We start from the raw sequence: 21,167 nt of genomic DNA, 5'->3' as shown, positions 1-21,167 counted from the left end.
ATAATTCTCTCAAAGTTATCCCAATTTAAGTCTATTTTAAGATGAAAATTTAATATACACAAGTAATAAAAGGCCCTGTTAACTTAACGATAAATCTTTAGCTTAAAGACGCTCTATTTCTGTTATGTTAAGTAAAAGAACTAAAACATCTTCATAGCATATTTACTATGGTCTGTATTTGTACTTTCTAGGCTTATCGCTTAGAAATACTGCCAAGGCATTGTCCTTTTTACATATTATCAATAGAAGTCACGTTGCAATTTGGAATTGGATTCAAAGGTATAAACCTCGAAAGGTTTCAACAAGAAGAACAAAAATATCAGAATACCTCATTGATGAGACATTAATAAAAGTCGTATCAGAATACTCTTGGTTATGGGCAGCAATCGAACCAGAAAATAGGCAAATTCTCGCACTCTTTCTTAGCTAATAAATCCAAGGAGAGGAACATGCTTATCGCAGAGAGAGATTTATTTCAGGTCTGATCAAGATTCACGGAAAACATGTCGTATCAACAGACGGTGGAACCTGGTACCCAATGGCTTGTAGATTCCTAAAACTAAAACACCATATCAATTCTTCGTTTGAGAAAAGTCTGATTGAAAGAACTATGCAGTACATCAAGGATCGAACTGAAGGATTTGACGATTACTTTCCATGTAGTAAAGAGAAGTGTAAACTAGATCATGTCAAAAACTGGTTGAATCTATTTGTAAAAATACACAACAAGGAGGTGCCAAACGCCTAAGTTAACAGGGCCTAATAAAATGAGGAAACTTTTATATTTTCTAATCAGAGTTCCGCATAAGTGGAAGTATTTAACTACTCATTAACTCTTTTACTTCTTCATCAGAGACACTTTTTAATGAAACCACACTGGCCCCGTATGATAGGCTGCAGAGCCTTCCGAGTAGTACGGAATTTCCAGGGTAAGATATCACAGAAATAGCACTTTCTTCAGCGGATTTTTTTATTTTTTCTTCTTTTTCAGGGGTCAATGTCTTTGAAAGTACAATTAACTTAGTGCCTTTGATGTACTGTAAAACTTCTTTATATCCTGTTTTTATTTTGTTATTTTTTACACCTTCCTTTAGGATTTTTGCCAACTTCTTTTCATTCATATGCTTCTCTATTCCTTGACACTCATATATAGATCAATCATTCCAGTTCCAACTGGTACAGTTGCTCCGACTATTACATTTTCAGTAACTCCCTTTAATGGTTCCACTTGTCCCTCTAGCGCAGCCCTAGCGATTGTAGGGACAGTAATTTCGAAAGCTGCCCTTGCCAATACGGAAGTCTTTGTCCCTGCTATACCGTGACGTCCGATTTGTTGCAGGTATCCTTTAGATGTCATTAAATCTGCCACTAACATAATGTGTCTGATGTCAACTTCCAAACCCTGTTCCTCTAAAGTATTAGTGACTTCTTTGACTAGTGCAGTTCTTGCAGCTTCAATCCCTAGAGTTTGCCATATTTCGAATACATTGTTAGTAGTGATTCTGGATACATCTATTCCTTCTACTAGCACCACTTTTGCCAAATTTGAACCAGCTGTCTGTATCACCCATTCGTCATTTTGTTTTACAATTGTTACTCGTTCAATATCAGGGACGCCCTTAACGCGCCCGTTCAATAATTTATTTCGTAGCGTTAGTAAAGTTTGAGCATCTGGTTCTTGAGACAGGGAAACTTTTATAACGAGAGTATCCTCGTTTATGGTAACTTCGTATCTCTTCTTAGAACTTTTCAAAACTTCATGGATTTCCTGTATAGACGTTCCTCTATCGGCTATCTTCTTTTCAGAGAAGAAAAATGACAAATTCCCACTGTAATCAGTATCTACCTTGTTTACTAAATCGGATATCCGTGTAAAAATAATCCTCTTTGCAACTTCTAAGGCTTTCTCCCTAGACAATTTGTGTTCATCATCAAGATAAATATCCATTGTTGGGGTAACCGGTTTCTTTCTTGCATCCACTAGCTCAATAAGTCTTGGTAGACCTAATGTTACATTTCTTTCTTTTACTCCAGCGAAATGAAAAGTTCTCAGCGTCATCTGTGTACCGGGTTCTCCAATAGACTGGGCAGTAACAACTCCCGCTGCTTCTCCTGGTTCTATCATTGCTTTTTCGAACAGGTCCATAATTTTATGAACTACTTTCTTAATCCCAGTTTTGCTAAGTGGATAGGATAACAATGCTGCTTCGATTTCCTGTGTTAATTTAGGATTCATCTTCTCCTTGAATTTCAGTAACAAATCCTTCATTTCGGACTCATTAGTTTTGACTCCTTCATCAATAACGGATTCGCTCTCTACCAACCTAGTGATATTAACGGCATCACCATGGTCGCTTTTGGCCGGATCAATACCATCATCTCCATAAACATATTGAATGATATTTCCATGTGGGTCACGAACAGTTAAATCATATTCAATTTTAAGATGTTCTAATGCATTAATGAGCCTGCGCTGCATATATCCCGATTGTTGAGTACGCACTGCAGTATCGACGAGACCCTCTCTACCCCCCATTGCATGAAAGAAAAATTCGATTGGATTAAGTCCATCCCTATAATTTGATTTAACAAAGCCCTTAGAATCTGGATTTTGATCACCGGGCCTAAAATGTGGTAACGCCCTGTTCCTGTATCCTTTGATGATCCTTTTTCCACGGATTGATTGTTGACCCAAAGCTGCAGTCATCTGTCCAATATTCAAAGTGGAACCTCTCGCCCCGGTTGAAGCCATGATTACACCAGAATTGTCATCAGGAAAGGATCGGTCCGCAATTTTTCCAGCTCTGTCTCTTGCCCTTGAGAGTTCATTAACAACATATAACTCCAAGGCTTCTTCAGGAGATAAACCTCTGGTTAAAGGCAATGTACCGTCATGATATTGTTTTATCAATTCATCGATTTTATTGTAAGTCTTTTGAATTACATCTTGAATTTCTTTTCGAGTTTCGTCACTCAACCATAAATCAGAATACCCATAGCTAAATCCTCTGTGAGTAATATAGGTCTTTAACATAATAAGTATAGCATCAAGGAATTTTTTTGCTTCTTCGTTGCCGTAGTCCTTTGCGATTCTGTGAAGTACGCTATCAGGTTCTTCTGCACCTATTGAAGCTTTATCGATTACGCCTGACATTAACTGCCCGCTTTTAATGACTACATCCTTGCCCTGCAACTTCGAGGCTTTATTCCACTTTGAAGTGATTACAAAGTTGAAATCCTTTGGTAAGAAAAGTGAAAACAACTGTTTGCCTGTAAAAAATGTTTTCCCATCCTTTTCTAAATGAGGTTTCGGTAAAGGTCCACTATATCCACCCAAATACGCAAAATTAGCAATTTCATCAACAGTTAGTATCGTTTCATCCTTTGTCAATAGGAAAGCCCCAGTTATAAAATCACGTATTCCACCAATAATAGGCCCTCCATATCTTGGCGATATTAGCTGATCTTGAACGCGCATTAACAGGGCCGCTTCTGCCCGTGCCTCCTGGCTTTGGGGAACATGCAAATTCATCTCATCGCCATCAAAGTCTGCATTATATGGCGGACAAACTGCCGGATGGAGCCTAAAAGTACGATATGGAAGTACTCTTACATTGTGCGCCATAATAGACATCCTGTGCAATGATGGCTGTCGGTTAAATATTACAACATCTCCATTCATTAGGTGTCGCTCCACAGTATATCCATTCATTATTGAATCAGCAATAGCAGCTCGATCCGTGACATAGTCCAGTCTTATTTTTACACCGTCTGGCCGAATAATGTAATTAGCTCCGGGATAATTGTTGGGTCCATTTAGAACAAGATTTTTCAGCTTATCAATATTCCAGGTAGAAACAGTTTCAGGTATTGTGAGCTTTTTTGCGACATCACTTGGTACTCCCACGTCGGATATAGTAAGATTTGGATCAGGTGAAATGACGGTTCTGCTTGAAAAATCAACTCGTTTACCCGATAGGGATCCTCTAAATCGACCCTCTTTACCCTTTAACCTCTGGGTTATGGTCTTTAATGGTCTTCCGGACCTGTGATGGGCCTGAGGGATACCCGATACTTCATTATCAAAGTAAGTAGTTACATGATACTGCAATAAATCTACCAAATCCTGAACAATCAAAGGTGGTGTTCCAGCTTCTTTGCTCTCTTTGAGTCTCTGATTTACTCGAATAATATCCACTAGTTTATGAGTCAAGTCGTCCTCTGATCGAATACCTGTTTCTAGAATGATAGATGGTCTAACTGTTACTGGGGGTACGGGCAAGACTTGAAGAATGAACCATTCAGGTCGAGCAGTCTTTGGGTCATATCCTAACAATATTAGATCGTCATTTGAAACATTTAGTAGTCTCTCCCTAATGGTAATTGGTAATAATCTATTCTCCCCTACATCAGTTTTTTCAACAAAGATCGTAGGTTTTGTAAAAATAAGATCATATTGTTCTTTCTGGCAATGTGGACAAACCTTAACTTTCTTTGCTTTTTCAATAATCTCGTCTTTAACGTTTTCAAGAGTGATTACAGCATATGCTGCCTTGCTGTCACGTAAATTTTTGTATTTTTCTAAATCCTCATTACTAAGCTTGATACGATTACACGATCTGCATGTAATCAAAAGCAATTTATGAATATCATCGATAAATGCGATGTGTAAAACGGGTTCGGCAAGTTCTATATGACCAAAATGACCAGGACATCTGGCAGATGTATTTCCGCAGGTTGCACATTTTTGACCGGGCTCCAATGTTCCCAGTCTGTTGTCCATCAACCCCCCCTGAACGGGCATTCCATCTTCATCATATGTTTCTGGTGCTGTCACCTCAGTAACACTAAACTTTCTTACCTCGACAGGTGACCAAATGCTAAATCTAATACCATCTAATATCTTGACAGATTCATCATTCACTTAAAAAGACCTCCATTATATAAAAACAAAAAGATTAAACCTTCTCCTTTACCAATAAGCGTGGGGCGACATTTAAACTCATCATTTCTTGCAATAACAATTTGAAGGCATATGCGATTATAACGCTAGAAATTTTTCCTTTGTCACCGCAGACCCTGCATACATATTTTCTCTGTTTTGTATCAAAATATGATAACAAACCGCATCTCTCACATACGTTAATCTCCGCTTTATCAGATTCTTCTAAAAGTCTGTCCTTTAGCATCATTGACGCACCATAAGCAATTAAACAATCTCTTTCCATTTCTCCAAACCTTAACCCTCCCCCACGAGCTCTACCTTCTGTAGGTTGCTTTGTTAGCATTTGAACTTGACCCCTAGCTCTACTATGGATCTTGTCGGCTACCATATGATGTAGCTTTTGGTAATAAACTACGCCAACATATACATCAACAGGGAATCTCTTCCCGGTCCTCCCGTCATACATTACTTCTTTTCCACTATGCTTGAATCCGTATGATTCCATTACATCCTTAATATCATTCAATTTTTCACCTAAAAATGCAGAACCATCAACTATTTTGCCCCTCAAAGAAGCTGCTTTACCGCCCAATGATTCCATGAACATCCCAACGGTCATTCTAGAAGGAAATGCGTGGGGGTTGATCATCACATCAGGAACTACACCATCTTCTGTATAAGGCAAGTCCTCTTGGTTTACAAGCATACCAACAACTCCTTTTTGACCATGACGGGAGGCAAATTTATCCCCTATCTCAGGAATTCGCATATCTCTCACTCTAATCTTGTACATTTTGCCGCCTTCGACTGACTGCGTCATGATAACAGTATCGACCACTCCGTTCTCTGATGGTCTGACACCGATTGATGTGTCCCGTCGATATGGACCCTTAACTTCAAACTCTTTATATTCCTCCATGAATCTGGGTGGGGAGGTTCGGCCTATCAAAATATCACCCCCATTAACTACTGATTCATGCATTATTGCACCATCTGGTTCTAACAAACGGTAAGATTTTTCTCCACGATAACCGCGAATGTTAGCTTCAGAGGAAGGGATTTCAAATGTATCCTTCATTCCACCAGGATATTGTTTAGCTTCAGCCTCATACACACGATAGAAGAAAGTACGTGCTAATCCCCTATCTACAGATGATTTACTAAAAACTACGGCATCTTCAATATTATATCCTTCAAATGGCAAGACCGCTACTACACAATTTTGACCGGTTGGTCGTTCATCTAATCCCAATAAGTTAATTGCTTTGGTACTTACAACAGGCATCTGCGGATATAGCATAAAATGTTGTCTTACATATGTACTTGCATTCATTAGTGGGGTAGAGAATCCCAAACTTTGTTTTGCCATTGCACTCTCGTATGTATTCCTAGGTGATTGATTATGTTCAGGGTAGGGAATGATAGAAGCTCCTACACCCAATATCGAAGATAAAAAGATCTCAACATGCGTATGGTCGTTTGTTATGTTCCTTAGTTCACTTGCAATATAGCAATTTTCTTCCTCATTAGCATCTACCAGTTCTATAATTCCCATGTATAAAAGATCAGTCCATGACAAGAATTTCTTTGAAATTTTTTCGATAACTTCCTTTGTCAGTAAGATATTACCATCTTTTACAATTGCCAGGGGTCGTAAAACCCTGCCTGAGTTACAACTAATATACAATCTTTTTGTTGCGTTGTCATTTAAAGAAGAATAAAAATAGATTCCCATGTGGGGATGCATTCTGCCAGATCGCCTCATAGTACGCAACCTATTTGATAAATTACGACCATCTTCTATGTATCCAATTAAACGACCATCGACAAATATCCTAGCACCTTTTTGTTTCAAATCATCATTCGTCTCGTTCACATTTTGAACACCCAATTCGTATAACTTTTCAATTACATCTGATGATAAAACGCTGACTGATATTACTGCAGACAGTGCCAAGTTTTTAACCAAGCCACAATTTGATCCTTCTGGGGTTTCGGATGGACAAATACGTCCAAAATGAGTTGCATGCAAATCCCTAGCTTCAAAATTGGGTTGGCTACGACTTAGTGGGGACTGGATTCTTCTTAAGTGACTAACTGTAGACATGTAATTTGTTCTATCTAGAAGTTGGGTAACACCTACCCTACCCCTACCCCAATTTCCGGTAGCTATAGCATTATTTAACTTGTCAGAGATAATTCCAGGCCTGACAGCAGCTGCAACTGCATTGATTCCTCGTTTTTGACCAGATCTTTCTAATTGATACTTCATATCTCTTATTAGGTTCCTAAAAGCGGTCCTGAACAAGTCTGCTAGCATCTGACCTGCAAATTTTATTACTTTATTACCATAGTGGTCCTTATCATCTGGTTCAATCCAATTAAGATTTAATTCAACTAACTTGCATGCGGATTCGCCTAGGAATAATGCCTTTTCGTACCGGTTATCAGGATTCTTACCAAGATGAGGCAATAGCCCCCAGTCAAGTAATGTTTCAGCTCGTTTTATTTGAAACTCCTCTAGCATGCCTGGTGCAATTCTTTTGCTTATGTAGATTATGGCATCTCTGCTGGTAGCAACTTCGCCAGATTTTTCAAAAGAAGGTTCAAGTTCGTCCTGGATGGTATCATTCAAGGAAACTGCATTGGCAATATCTTTGTCAGACTCCAAGCCTAATGCTCTTACTAATATGATAAGTGGGATATCAACTGGAGAACCTGGAATCTTTGAAACAATGGAACCGTCGGGCCTCATAATCAACTCCAATTTTGCACGATATCCAACAATTGAAGAATATACTTTAGCCTTGTATAACATGGTACCCGATGTTTCCTCGATATCAACGATAATCTTATTATAAGAAAGATCCTCCAATCCAACAATTACCCTTTCTGACCCGTTTATTATGAAATATCCACCTGGATCCTTTGGGTCTTCCCCTACATCGACTAATTTTGATTCAGAATAATTATGAAGCATACAAGCGTTTGACTTCACCATTACAGGCATATCACCAATATGTATAAATCTGGATTCCAAAGTTTTGCCCTCTTCAACTATGCTGCATTCCAACATGATTGGAGAGGCGTAAGTTAAATTGCGAAGTCGAGCTTCGACTGGTGCCACGTGAGTAATTGATCCATCTAACTCCATGATCCTAGGTTGCTGCATTTTTATTTTTCCCAATTTAATTTTATATGGATATTCGGCCGTTTCAATTTCTATCTCGTTAACTTCGTCAATTATGCTTTGGAGTCCACGTTCAATGAACTCATTGTAAGAATTAAGATGTTGTCTTGCTACTCCCTCTCGTCGCAAAATATCATTGATTATAGGCCACATATCTATAGAATTATTACTGATACTGACTGTCATTCCCTAGATCAACCTTCTACTACATATCGGTAATATACACTTTCACCTGCAGTAGAACTCTTTCGGGTAATTTTAATAACATCCCCAGGTTGAGCTTCTAACCCTTGAATGCCTTTATCAGAAGACATCATATATGGGAATTGACTGGGTTTAGAATTAAATTTCTTAAATACAATTTCAGCTTCATCCTTTGTTAGAATTTCATGTTTAGGTTGGTATATATGATCAACTATTCTTATCTCTTTCTTCTCAGCTGACAATACACAAATCCCCCATACCAATTGCTGAATCACGTAATAACAAAATAAATGTCAAGTATCGAATAAAGCTGTAATCGAATATATATAATATTCCATCAGGATACTCAGAAGATGGCAAAATAATCCCGAAAACCAATTGTATATCGGTATAGGGAATGAAATTTCAATGTTGTTAAATATCCATTTCATAATAGTCTATTTGAAAAATTATCCCCCATAGATCACACCGTTATCAATAATAGCTACATCGAAGGGCACATTTTGACTGTTAAAGTAATAGTCCACGCAGAATTCTTATATCATATGATCGAATCTATACTAAACTATTGTGGAAGTATGGAAGTTCGGTGTTGATTGGAGTATACCTACTCACGATGTCAACGTTTGTAGTAATATTTAGTACCACCGACTTTGATTTTAGAGATGCGTTATCTAGTTTGAATAATGAAAATACCACTACTATGGGTGCTCCTAAGATTCAAGACGAAATCTTTGAAAACACATCCACAAATGGAGATCAGCCTGATCATCCATTTTTCAAAAAAGATATCTATTATCAAGTCAAAACAGGTAGCATTCTTAATCCAATCTCAATCTCTAGTGCAGGAGATAGAATTAATAACATACTTTATGATAATGATCAAAGGAGCATAATTCTTGTATTGACTCCAGGTCAAAATAAGTCAGATATTATAAAAATTGATCTGCCCCGGAACATAATAGATTCGAGGATAGGCGAAGAAGATAAGAACTTTACAGTACTTGTAAATAACCAACCAGGAAAATATAAGGAAATTATTGATAAAATTGATTCAAATATATCATCCTCCAGTGTAGGGAGCAATACATCATCTGGGGAATACACTTTAGATAACGATAACAGAAAATTGGTAATAGAATTTGGAAAAGATGCTAGAGTAATCAAAATCATCGGTACGGAACCTAATAACATGACCAGTCAAAATCAGTCCGGATTAGACAAAATATTACAACAAATTATTCCCATAACAGTTAATAGTAAAATTGATTACACAAACGTCGAGCTAAAAGGCGGAAGCCTAAATGGTCTCCAATTAGAATCAAATCCAAAAATCAAGACCCTAAATCTTGATATTTTATCTTATGACGAAAACGGTGAGCTATCAATTGATCTGCCCCGGAACATAATAGATTCGAGGATAGGCGAAGAAGATAAGAACTTTACAGTACTTGTAAATAACCAACCAGGAAAATATAAGGAAATTATTGATAAAATTGATTCAAATATATCATCCTCCAGTGTAGGGAGCAATACATCATCTGGGGAATACACTTTAGATAACGATAACAGAAAATTGGTAATAGAATTTGGAAAAGATGCTAGAGTAATCAAAATCATCGGTACGGAACCTAATAACATGACCAGTCAAAATCAGTCCGGATTAGAGATTTCTAAATCTAATGATATCCAAGGTGATGATCAGAGTCCTTTTTTCCTGATACCCATTATTTCATTCATACTCGGAATAATTATTGCTGTTGTTTATTTCACGTATCGCAGGAGGAGGGTAAAATCGAGTAAATAGAAACAAGGGGTAAATTGCATACTTTGGTAGTAGATAGAGTTCAAATATAAAACCATTATAAACCTTAAAAAATTGAGTTAGAAGCTGCGACAGTTGAAAAATCAAAGATATCCCTATGCTTGAAGTATAACTATTTCGTTTGCTCAAGCATATGACTGAAAATCTACTGCATCAAATCCATAAACATTACCTATCAATCTGATATAGGTTTTCTTTTGGAAATGTGTGCTAAAAAATAATTGTAGGAATCTAAGAACCCATTCTACATGTATATCTAAAATTATTTTGCCGATCAAAAACTGCTAGCTATGTAATATCCTCTTGCGATTTAATAAATAGTCAACTTTATTATAACAAATCCATTAGGAATCATCATTCTAATGGTATTCTTAATTAATTTTCCTATGACTAGCTAAGTAAATGGTTAACAATTTCACTTGAAACGTGAATATTGGATAAAAATTATATGTATATAAGTTAACATTCTACGAAAATTTTTTTAAATTAAAATATGTAATGTAAATTAGATCATCATAATTGGCACTAGACTATAATAAAATGATTGAAATAATATTGGAAGAAAAACACGATTTAAATTTTGAGAAATTAAAGACAATGATTGAAGATAAAAAGACCAATGTGGGTGCAGGGTATTTGACAGACCAGGGAGCATTATTCCTAGTGGCCGCAGATTTAGGTATTTCCTTGGAAAAAACTCCAAAATCAGAATATAGTCTTAAAGATGTATTTGTTGGCGCCAGGGATGTAACTACTGTCGGCAGAATCATGACTATTAATCCGATCAAAATATTTTTAAAGAGGGATTCAAACCTGGAATCAAGGAATAGAATTATCCATATTTATGATAAAGACTCAAATGTCAAAATAAAGCTTTGGGATGATTTTGTAGATTTGCCTGAACAGCTTGATTTAAAGCTTGGAGATTTGATTAAAGTTTCAAAGGGACAGGTCAAAGCAGGGATGGACAATAAGCCCATTATCAACTTGAGCAGCAACGGATCAATTGAAATAGTTTCAGAAAATGATAAATATCAAATTCCGTTACTCTCTGAATTAACTGAAACGATTGATGATCTTGATGTTCCAAAGGAAAATATGGTTATTTCTGGAAGAATTACTTCAGATCCGAGGATTTCTGCATTCACCAATAGTAGAGGAGAACGTGCAAAATCCCTACACATGGAGTTATCAAATGATAGCAACACCAGGAAAATTCGATCAATCATTTGGAATATAAATGATGAGAAGGTACCAAAATCTTTGACAACTGGTTCAAAAATTAAATTGATCGGTGTCAAGACAAAAATAGGTAACCCTAATTTTAGTAACGGTGATTTAGAAATACATGGTGACGAGGGCACTGGATTTGAATTTGTGGAACAAATAGAACCTGTAGAGAGCTATACATTGAGGATCGTCTCTGCTAGGCTCGATCCAACAGAAAGGAAAACGCATTGTATGGCGATAGATAAAGATGGCAAGTCATATTTATTATCAATAGATAATAAACTATTTGATATTCATTTTGAAACTGATGATATAATTGAATGTTACCCTAGTAGGGTTCTTGGAAATACAATCGAAATAACTGGTCAAGAATCGTACGTACAGATTCTTGAGGGAGGACAGAGATATCCCCAAAAGCGACCAGTTTGAAAGCAAAATAATGGAAGTAGATAGCATGAACAAGCCATATGTGGTCGAGGTCATAGTTCTTCAGAATCCAAATAAAATGGATGTAAACACTAAAAGTGGGGAAATCGTGTCAGTAGCAGACACTATAGTGGGTGATGACACAGGAGAAATGAGACTAGTGGGTTGGAGAGAGAGTAGCGGCCTAGTAATTGATCTTAAGATAGGTGAAAGAGTAAGAATTTTAGGAGTAAACGCAGCAAGTGGCAAAGAAGGAAATATTGAGTTATCACTTAAGCCTTATTCAAATATTATCAAAATAAGTTAAGATGGTCAGGTTGAATCATAATTACATAAAGATTCTAGAAAAAGACAAGATTCATCAGTTGTCCCAAAATCCTCTCGTCATTACATATTGTTTTTCAGCTTCATAGATTGTTTTCAACAAGTTCTCATCATCGGTATAGTTACGCAAAATCCTGGCACAAGTATCAGCTCCAATTCCATGACCCGATAACACAAAAACAGCCATTTTTCCAAAATTATTTATTAAAGAAGCTATTTTCCAGGCCTTATCAAATTTATGTTCTTCATCTTTTGAAAGCCTGGCCCCAGTAATTTTCCTACCAATGATATTACCCAGATCGCCATCCTTCCAAAAAGTAGCCGCAACTAATTTGGATTTGCAGAATGGACAACCCAATTTGTTTGGTATATCCTTAGTTTCAAATATCCTTTCCCATTTACCACATCTCATACAAACTAACTTATGCTTTGTTGTTGTCAAGCGTTCTTTTACCAATTCTAATATCCCCTTTTCTAAGCCAAGTGGGGCAGAAATTGATTTTTTAGAACGTGACAAAATAGGTTGTGCGAGTCCCGAAAATTCATGAGTGTCTAACCAGTGCAAATTGATGGCTCCAGATTTTATATCCTTGATTATCTGCGATGTCTTTTTTACATCATACTTATCATGGACTAATTCTCTAATTGATTCCTTGCTAAGAGAAGTCTTATAATATCTATCGTAAAGCATGCGTGCCACCCTCTTGTCGTAAATAGACTCTTTTTTTATAATTCCAAATCGCTTTGCTATACCCCACACTTTCCAATTAATGTTATATGTCCCACTAAAAGATGCTATTAGTACTGATTCCACATCAAATTCATCATCAAATAAAGAGAAAATATGATTCTGTCTTAATCTAATATTTACAGAGCTTAGTAATATTCTATATGGATCTGATCTAGTTTCAATTATGTAACCCGTCTTTGATGAAAGAAATGTAGACAATAATGAGCCTAAGGTGTTATTGATTTTTGAGCCAAGGGTACTGTGGACTACTACAATACTTTCTGTAGGTATCGTCTCAAAGACTAGATTTGAAGAATCCGGAATTACATCCAAAGATTTCATATTCCTGGACATATTAGCTATTATTTTTGGATCTGTATCAGAGAAACTAATATCAATTTTTTTGGAATTCCCTGACCTAATTTTTTTTCTTAATTCGCCTACCATCATCGCAGTTTCATAGTCAACTGGAATCATCTCCCCTACCCAATATGGAACATTAATTGGAGCACCGCTTAGCGGTTCAACGTGAACTTGAAATTTTCCCTCATCTATTACTAATATTCTCCACTGTGAGCCCCTGAGCACAAACACATTACCTTTTTCACCGTAATCTCCCACAAATTGTTGATCCAATGTACCAATTCTCTTTTTTGATATCGAATCAATTACATCGAATTTAACAATATGAGGTATTGTGGAAACATTTTCATAATAATACCTATAAGACTTTCCCGTTCTTGTAATATGTTTTTTTTCCACATCCAACCGGATTAGAAAACTATTTAGGAGTATATTTATGCAATCCATGAAATCGAAATACGATAAAGATCTGAACAAGTAAGCAGAGGAAAAGGACCCATATAATTTTTCCAAATTCAGCTTTTCTCTGGTTTGTAATGTCATCCCGACAATATTATGTGCCAACACATCAAGCGGGCACTCATGTGGAATCTGATCTTCAATGGATCCTCTCCTAACTCTTTGGATTATGCTCAGCGATTCTAAAAAATCATCATAGTTATTTGTAATTATCAAGCCCTTAGCCGATAATCTCCGAGTATGCCTACTACGTCCAATCCTTTGTATTAATTTTGATACCTGTCTTGGAGATCCGTAATGTATTACAAGATCGATTGATCCGATATCTAAACCCAATTCAAGGGAAGACGTACACACTACAATTCCAGCGATACCAGTTCTCAAAAATTTTTCAGTTTCTTCTCGAGCATCTCTTGATAGAGAACCATGATGTATTTGAACCTGTAAATTACATTGATTTTTCAATACGGTACCCATAAATTCAGATTCATCCCGAGTGTTGGTAAATAACAAAACAGAAGAGTTTGAATGAGTTTTAGATAAATAGTCTAAGATATATGTGGAAACTTCTTTAATTGATCCATCTATATGCTTAAGTTCAATATCATATTTTCTAAGAGTTTTGTCCACTAATATCGAACATTTTTTATCTTTTCCCACCAAAAAACGAGCTGTTTCAGCATGATTCCCAACTGTAGCTGATATACCAATTCTACAAAAGCCACTAGAAAAAAAAGTCAGACGTTCCAGACATAATGATAGGTAAGATCCTCGTTTGGACGAGATGATCTCGTGGATTTCATCAATGATAATCCATCTTACCGTTTTCAATAAATGACCCATCTTTTCATTTACTAATATAATTGACAAGGATTCCGGAGTTGTTATCAGTATATCAGGTGGATTTTGATAAATTTTTTTACGCTTGGTGTATGATGTGTCACCATGCCTAATTTCGACTTTTAGATTTTCAGAAGTTGCATACTTTATGATTCTTCTAAAAACATCGTTATTGAGTGAGCGTTGCGGTGTAATATACAAGCACCTTATACCTTCACCATCCATGGATGCCCCACATTTGTCCTCAGCCAACATAGTAATTACAGGTATTATAGCAGATTCAGTTTTTCCTGAACCCGTTGGAGCTACCAATAGAGAATCTTGCCTTCGTGCTAAAACTCTATATGATTGGTCCTGGATTGAAGTTAATTTTGCAAAGGATTCTTTTGAAAATTTATTTAATATATGTTGTTCTAATTGAGCGTAACTACTTTTCAACTCTATCAGGCTGTTGGTTTTGTTTAAGTTTAGAACCCTTTTTATTTATTTTTTGTATCATTCTAGATTTTTCAATAATATTGCCTTTACTCCTAAAGATAAACTCATAAGCAAATATACAAATCAGAGCGGCAACAAATATAATAATTGATGATGAAAAAACCAAATTGTCAAAATAATCTGCCATAGTTTGGACTGATAGATATTGGTAATCATCTTATAAATATGTTAAACATCAATAGGAAAATAAAGAAATAGGTTTTTATATTCAAAAGTTCCTTGTTAATTGTTTTACTATTTGATTTTAATCAAAAACTGTGATTCAAATGTACTCGAGGTCCTTTGAATCGAGCCAGAACTTACAAGATAGTCAATCGGTAATGGCAACAATATTACAGAATCTACCTAAAGAATGTTCTCTGACCAAAATTGAATATGAAGGTCCTAGAATAGCACTTCACACAAACAAACCTCAATTTTTGCTCGAGAATAACAAAATTCTGTCTAATATAGTGGGTCAAATAAAAAAACGAATTGTATGGAGGATAGATGAAGCAATCAGAATTGACGAGAGAGAAGTTCAAAAGATAGCAGAAAAGCATATTCCTCAGGAATCAGGAATAACGGATATATTGTTTGATCCCGCATTGGGAGAAGCCACCATATTTGTAAGAAAAATATCTGAAATAATAAAGGATGAAAAGATCATAAATAATATCATCCTAGAATCAGGTTGGAAAATATCATTTAAAAAGGCCCCAAAAAGCATGGTCGCAATCAAGAATATTAACAAGATTATTAGGAATGCTTCAGACTATCGCATTCAGTTTTATAAGAGAATAGGTGAAAAAATATTTCGGGAAAAGTTGGATCCGAATATTGAGGCAAATTTAAACTCCTTGGGGGGATTTGCGGAAATTGGCAGATCGTCAATGATATTAAGCACCAATGAAAGTAACGTTTTGTTGGACTGTGGTATGAACATATATACTAAAGATCCTTTGTCAAGGTTTCCACGATTTGACTCTACCGGAATCAAGCTTTCTGGAATTGATGCTGTTTTGTTAACACATGCCCATTTTGACCATACTGGATTTTTACCGATGTTATTCAAGTACGGTTACGATGGTCCTGTTTATTGTACAGAACCCACTTCATACCTAATGTATGTCCTGTATAGAGAATATGTGAAACACTACGGATCTGATTCACATTATACGGACAAGGAATTTGAAAAGATTTTTTCACATCTAATTCATCTTAATTATAATATCGTTACCGATGTTGCCCCGGATATTAAAGTCACATTTTACAATGCAGGACATATTATTGGCTCATCGTCGTTTCATATCCATTTGGGAAATGGGGATCACAATTTTGTTTATACTGGAGATATAAAATTTGGAAAAAGTTCATATTTGGAAAATGCAGTGTGGAATTTCCCCAGGGTAGAAACACTCCTAATTGAAGGAACTAATGGTGGAAGAGAAGACTCATATTTGTCTCGAGAAGATGCGCAAGAAAGATTAATAGAAGAGATCAATAAGGTGATAGGGAATCAAAAATTGGTTTTGATGCCGTCTCAGTTAATTGGAACGTCTCAAGAATTATTAATTACGTTGGATATGCTTATTAAACAAAAAAAAATAATGAAATGCAAATTATATATTGATAAGTTGATAACCGAAATTAATTCTATACACGAATTTAACTTGGAATTCTTAAATCGAGAGTTACAACAATCCATAATCTCAAATGATTATAATCCCTTCCGCTCAAGAAATATAACTTCAATTTCCGATATAAATACGCAAGAATTGGATCCAGGCATCATCATTTATCCTTCTTCAATGTTAAATTGCAAATACTCCAAGGATTACCTAAAAAAGGTCTCAGCTGATCCTGGGAATCTAATAATTTTTACAAATAAACCAACTGGTATGACTTTAGGGAAAGAGATTATAGAAGGGCAAAGAAGGTTTTCGTTAAACGACGAGGACTTTGAGATAAAGTGCGCTATTGAAACAATGTACTCATTTAATTCGCATTCTGATTTTAATCAACTAAATGCATATATTTCTAGACTTAGACCAAAGCTTAGAAAAATATTGGTAAATCACGGTGAGAAATCCAAAGTCCAAAACTTTTCTGGTTATTCTAGCAAAGTCCATAACATTTCAACACAGTACTTGCAAAATCAAGAAGCCATAAAACTATTGTAATGTAACAAACTCATAGATATTTGGATTATGGTGTTTCTTGATTGCTCTGCCATATTTTTACTTCAGGAGGCGTTATTATAATACGTTCTTCACCCAATCTCGCAATATCTCCCCCTAAGATGGTAACGGATTTATAAAGATCTTCCACTACTACTTTCAGTTCTCCAACATCTCTCTGTGCCAACGGTGTTATTCTGATAATAATTATCATATTTTTTTCGATATCTTTTTTAATTTCAATAATATCCTTTGGATTACGAAGTGTAAAAGTCTTTAAATAGATAGGCCTTTCCCCAATTTTCTTTGTTTGCATATTATCAGATATATAATTGGTGTATAACCTGCTTGATTAATATGAAGATTGAAAGATACTAAAGACTAAATATAACAGCATATTCAAATTCTGTAATCTTCTATTATATTTTTTGTACATGGCAGGGACGAAATTTTCCTAACCAATTTCTGTCTTCTATTAGCCACTGAAACTTCGTATTTATATTCCGCCTCTGTATCAGAGTAACGCAAGGTAATTTGTATGGATAATTCTAATAGATTCTTATGCTTTCGTAAATCTGGATTAACATTTAGCCTCAATATAGATGTTGGACCTGGGACTGTCATTGGCTGTACTAAATAATCGGTATCATTGCACAAGGATTTAATCATCTCATTCTCAGCATGGTTGCGCCCTACAATTAGTTTTGAGAAGGAGTTCAATCTAAAGTGCCTCCCTATTTTCAAGAGTTCTACATCATTGATACTTGGCTCTTGAATTGAAAATTTGAAAAGATCCCTAACTCTTTTTGAAAATTGAGGATCGGTTAAAAGACATCCACCAGCAGAATTAGGCGGATTTGCTATTCCATATTTATCGGCTAAATCTAGTTGGCCCTTTCTGGAACGTCCTCGTATGGCTCCGAGCATTGAACGATTTATCAATCCATTATTTTCCGGATTTGTTAATGGCAGCAATCGTGCGGATAATGGTCTAAGTACCTTGCCTTCCATTTCGGTGCCTTTTTCAATGATAGACAGAGCGTTTGAATTTTGACTCATCGGTCTCTGATGTAGGACTTCACCGGTAATGATAAAATCGGCTCCAATTTCGTCCATATGTTTCTTAGCTTCATCGTACATCATCATCCTACAGTCGATGCAAGGATTCATCCCTGAACCATATCCGTGTTTAGGATTCTTTAACATGTTGAGATATTCCTTTCCTAAGTAAACAGTTTTTAACTTTATGTCAAGTTCAGAAGCAACTTCTAGGACCCTGTGTCCACACCCCTTCCCACAATCAAAATCGCAGAATGGTGTCTTAATTGCAACTGCCTCTACCTCAATACCTTGTTCCTTCATCATCCTAACTGCCAAGTGGCTGTCTAGACCTCCCGATAATAACGCTACTGCCTTAGTTTTTTCCCTATCCCTTGTATCTTTGGTACCATCGTTAAGCAGTTCTTTTTTTTCTTCCAATGTTGATTTCGTTGAAGTTAATTTGAACATTATGTCTCGAATTGTATATAGTTGCTTACTGACATCTTTATACTTAGCTATCTTTGAAGTTAAACGTCAGATCTTTTTGATTCTCAGAAATATAACCCAAGAATGCTAGTATTTTTTTCTTGAGTTGCTTTAGCGTACCTGATATAGAGATAATCATCAATTCCAAATCAATAAGGCTCAGAGATATCAATGTATTAGTCAAAGATTCCAATCGGCATTTTAATATGATAATTGTATCAGGAATATTATTAATATTGATAATTCTGATGTTGGCTTTACTATAATCAATTGATCCAAATAATCCCAAATATCTTCCAGAAATTTCTTCTAGGATCGCAGATTTATTTAAAGATAACCGACTGGATAGATAAATACCAATATAACGATATTTTTTTTTAGAGAGGGTCATAAATCATACCCCTCTTTTTACGCGGCAACCACTGGTTTAGATCAGACCAATATTCGGTAGAAGAAACTTCCAATTTATCAAGAATAGAATTGATCATTCGCGAAGAAAATAGCTCATAGATATTCTTAGCACCACTGGATAGTATAAATTGATGTCCATATCTTTTACAGAGACTATAAAAATATTTCATAAAAGAAAACCATCTACCTACCTGTGATGTATCTAAGTATCTTAGTTTTGAGACCAAAAATTCGAATCCAATATTCTTGCCTGATAATTTCCTTAAAAGATTCTTAGGATTAAAAAAATCATTTATTGTCAAGATATCAGTGTTGCCATATGTATTATCCAGATTTCCAAGAAAATCTTGATAATAAAGATAAATATAGTTCTTTTTAATGGTAGTGATACCTTGTTTGGTATTTTCTATCCTCAACACTAGAGAGTCCTTTTTTATAGCCAATGAGCTGGTGTCATAAATTCCCATTACATCTAGGGAAAAGAATTTTTTGATGAACGATATTGTCCCTTGGGGAAAAGAAAAACCAACTGAAAGGTCTATAATATATCTATTTTTAGCCAACAGTAATCAATCTATTTTTCAAATTTTCCTTTCTTTTTGAAAATCAGTCTAACGGCATCTGTATCAGAAAGTAAAAGAGTCCTTGCACAAAGTTTTTGCTTATCTAGACGAATATATACCGAGCCTTTTTCATCAAGGTTGTTTTTCAAATATTGATCAAGTTCCTCAGATCCATAGTTAATTCTTAACTGATTGCAGAGGTACGTATAGAGACGATCAATACTGGATGATGTTGATATGGTTAAACGCATTATTGGATTCTTCCAATGGCCTTCAGTTTTTACATAATCAATTGTCACCATATTGGTAGAGAGTCTAAAATTTTCCAAAATATGATTCAATATTTTGTTTTCATCCTCCGTTGCATGAACTAAAATAGAGATATCTACGGATGAAAACAATTCAAAAATTAAGAAATACTAAGTGCCTACTTCTTTGTCTATTTCTTCTTTGAAAGAAGTTGCAACCTCTTTTTCTGTAGAAACTTCAGAATTAGCTTCTGTAGAAACTTCAGAATTAGCTTCTGTAGAAACTTCAGAATTAGCTTCTGTAGAAACTTCAGAATTAGCTTCTGTAGAAACTTCAGAATTAGCTTCTGTAGAAACTTCAGAATTAGCTTCTGTAGAAACTTCAGAATTAGCTTCTGTAGAAACTTCAGAATTAGCTTCTTTATTAGACCCATCCGCATCGGTTTTTTCCTCATTGACCCCTAGAGGAGAGGAAAGAAGCCTAGTTTTCTTTACACCCACATGACGGATAATAGCTATTTTCTTTGCAACATCCATCATTTCAGAACTCATTTTTCCCATAGTCACTTCTTTTACAAACTCATCAAGAGAGAGTATAGGAATCTTTTCAGCCAGTAATTTAGCCATAGAAAGTCTAATTTCATGTTTCTTTGCTGAATTTATTCTTCTCTGACTAAAAGCTGTAGCAGACACCCTAAAAACATAACCATCAGCTGTTGTGTATTCGTCAACATAATTTATCATAGAGCTGCCTCGTCGGATGAGGCTTCGCAGAAACTCTTTTGCATATTCATGTCCTTTAAATATTGTTGAAGCCATTCCAGAATTAATCCTATCAATCTGAACAAAAATCTTGGTTTGATGTTGGGTTGGATCTTGTTTGAGCACATCATACAATGTATTTTCAATTACCCTTCCTTTTGCATTACTAACATCGGAAATTGGGATATAATTTAGAGGGACTCTGTCAAATGCGGGCGGAGCATTTACTATAATCCATTGTTTATCTCTCCATTTATCACGAACCCTGCCCCCTCGTCTGGAACCTTTTGCCATATGCAGGCAATCCTTGAATCCAAAATATAAGTTATGCTAACTCCAGATATTTTGGACAGGCAAATAATTCACTAAAGAATATTTCTAATAATTATAGACTCAAGGATCACATATCAAACTCCGTTTATATGACTGAAACTATCCCCTGGCTACCCGAGAGTCCTAGCAA

The 21,167-nt window shown here is 35.7% G+C and carries 17 protein-coding genes; 6 read left to right on the top strand and 11 right to left on the bottom strand.

The window, feature by feature from the left end; all coding sequences use genetic code 11:
• Positions 1 to 178 precede the first annotated feature (178 nt).
• Together AAGU22_RS04200 and AAGU22_RS04195 are read left to right on the top strand one after the other, a co-directional pair.
• A complete protein-coding gene (locus tag AAGU22_RS04200; protein WP_458720980.1) occupies positions 179 to 430 on the top strand; it encodes a hypothetical protein in 252 nt (83 codons plus the stop codon).
• A 108-nt stretch (positions 431 to 538) separates the two neighbouring features.
• A complete protein-coding gene (locus tag AAGU22_RS04195; protein WP_458720979.1) occupies positions 539 to 748 on the top strand; it encodes a hypothetical protein in 210 nt (69 codons plus the stop codon).
• Positions 749 to 818: 70 nt separating this feature from the next.
• On the opposite strand, the gene AAGU22_RS04190 is transcribed toward AAGU22_RS04195, so the two are convergent.
• From AAGU22_RS04190 to AAGU22_RS04175, 4 genes are read right to left on the bottom strand one after another with little or no spacing between them, the layout of a single operon-like run.
• Positions 819 to 1,121 (bottom strand): ribosomal L7Ae/L30e/S12e/Gadd45 family protein, encoded by a 303-nt coding sequence (locus tag AAGU22_RS04190; RefSeq protein WP_458720978.1) that lies wholly within the window; start codon positions 1,119 to 1,121, stop codon positions 819 to 821.
• 8 nt (positions 1,122 to 1,129) lie between these two features.
• Positions 1,130 to 4,924 (bottom strand): DNA-directed RNA polymerase subunit A', encoded by a 3,795-nt coding sequence (locus tag AAGU22_RS04185; protein ID WP_458720977.1) that lies wholly within the window; start codon positions 4,922 to 4,924, stop codon positions 1,130 to 1,132.
• 34 nt (positions 4,925 to 4,958) lie between these two features.
• Entirely contained in the window at positions 4,959 to 8,321 is a 3,363-nt protein-coding gene (locus AAGU22_RS04180) for a DNA-directed RNA polymerase subunit B (protein ID WP_458720976.1), read from the bottom strand.
• A gap of 8 nt (positions 8,322 to 8,329) precedes the next feature.
• Positions 8,330 to 8,581, bottom strand: a complete 252-nt coding sequence (locus tag AAGU22_RS04175) for a DNA-directed RNA polymerase subunit H (RefSeq protein WP_458720975.1) — start codon at positions 8,579 to 8,581, stop codon at positions 8,330 to 8,332.
• Positions 8,582 to 8,955: 374 nt separating this feature from the next.
• Between AAGU22_RS04175 and AAGU22_RS04170 the strand changes: the two genes are divergently transcribed.
• From AAGU22_RS04170 to AAGU22_RS04160, 3 genes are all read left to right on the top strand, one after another.
• Positions 8,956 to 10,146 carry a hypothetical protein gene (locus AAGU22_RS04170; protein WP_458720974.1) on the top strand — a complete coding sequence of 397 codons (1,191 nt, stop codon included), beginning with the start codon at positions 8,956 to 8,958 and terminating at the stop codon, positions 10,144 to 10,146.
• A gap of 558 nt (positions 10,147 to 10,704) precedes the next feature.
• Positions 10,705 to 11,823: a hypothetical protein gene (locus AAGU22_RS04165; RefSeq protein ID WP_458720973.1), complete on the top strand. Its 1,119-nt coding sequence runs from the start codon at positions 10,705 to 10,707 to the stop codon at positions 11,821 to 11,823.
• Positions 11,783 to 12,127: a hypothetical protein gene (locus AAGU22_RS04160; protein WP_458720972.1), complete on the top strand. Its 345-nt coding sequence runs from the start codon at positions 11,783 to 11,785 to the stop codon at positions 12,125 to 12,127. The genes AAGU22_RS04165 and AAGU22_RS04160 overlap by 41 nt, the downstream gene beginning before the upstream one ends.
• 54 nt (positions 12,128 to 12,181) lie before the next feature.
• Here the strand turns inward: AAGU22_RS04160 and AAGU22_RS04155 are convergent, their stop codons facing one another.
• The gene (locus tag AAGU22_RS04155; RefSeq protein ID WP_458720971.1) at positions 12,182 to 14,974 is read right to left on the bottom strand and encodes a DEAD/DEAH box helicase; all 2,793 of its coding nucleotides are present in this window, start codon (positions 14,972 to 14,974) and stop codon (positions 12,182 to 12,184) included.
• A gap of 326 nt (positions 14,975 to 15,300) precedes the next feature.
• Here AAGU22_RS04155 and AAGU22_RS04150 point away from each other — a divergent pair, with 326 nt between their 5' ends.
• Positions 15,301 to 17,196 carry a beta-CASP ribonuclease aCPSF1 gene (locus tag AAGU22_RS04150; RefSeq protein WP_458720970.1) on the top strand — a complete coding sequence of 632 codons (1,896 nt, stop codon included), beginning with the start codon at positions 15,301 to 15,303 and terminating at the stop codon, positions 17,194 to 17,196.
• A gap of 25 nt (positions 17,197 to 17,221) precedes the next feature.
• Here AAGU22_RS04150 and sepF read toward each other — a convergent pair whose 3' ends face one another.
• The 6 genes from sepF to AAGU22_RS04120 all read right to left on the bottom strand — a co-directional run bounded on the left by sepF (position 17,222) and on the right by AAGU22_RS04120 (position 20,998).
• Positions 17,222 to 17,509, bottom strand: a complete 288-nt coding sequence (sepF, locus tag AAGU22_RS04145) for a cell division protein SepF (RefSeq protein WP_458720969.1) — start codon at positions 17,507 to 17,509, stop codon at positions 17,222 to 17,224.
• Positions 17,510 to 17,592: 83 nt separating this feature from the next.
• Positions 17,593 to 18,672 (bottom strand): tRNA (5-methylaminomethyl-2-thiouridylate)-methyltransferase, encoded by a 1,080-nt coding sequence (locus AAGU22_RS04140; RefSeq protein ID WP_458720968.1) that lies wholly within the window; start codon positions 18,670 to 18,672, stop codon positions 17,593 to 17,595.
• A gap of 73 nt (positions 18,673 to 18,745) precedes the next feature.
• Positions 18,746 to 19,111 (bottom strand): Rpp14/Pop5 family protein, encoded by a 366-nt coding sequence (locus AAGU22_RS04135; protein ID WP_458720967.1) that lies wholly within the window; start codon positions 19,109 to 19,111, stop codon positions 18,746 to 18,748.
• A complete protein-coding gene (locus AAGU22_RS04130) occupies positions 19,098 to 19,694 on the bottom strand; it encodes a hypothetical protein (protein ID WP_458720966.1) in 597 nt (198 codons plus the stop codon). The genes AAGU22_RS04135 and AAGU22_RS04130 overlap by 14 nt, the downstream gene beginning before the upstream one ends.
• Positions 19,695 to 19,705: 11 nt before the next feature.
• On the bottom strand, positions 19,706 to 20,095 hold the full coding sequence (locus AAGU22_RS04125) for an RNA-binding domain-containing protein (protein WP_458720965.1): 390 nt from the start codon (positions 20,093 to 20,095) through the stop codon (positions 19,706 to 19,708).
• 18 nt (positions 20,096 to 20,113) lie between these two features.
• Positions 20,114 to 20,998, bottom strand: a complete 885-nt coding sequence (locus AAGU22_RS04120) for a hypothetical protein (RefSeq protein ID WP_458720964.1) — start codon at positions 20,996 to 20,998, stop codon at positions 20,114 to 20,116.
• Positions 20,999 to 21,167: the final 169 nt, after the last annotated feature.

The sequence above is a fragment of the Candidatus Nitrosocosmicus sp. R genome (assembly GCF_054408505.1).
Note: the sequence above shows the minus strand (reverse complement) of the source record. Positions and strands in the feature narration are given on the sequence as shown.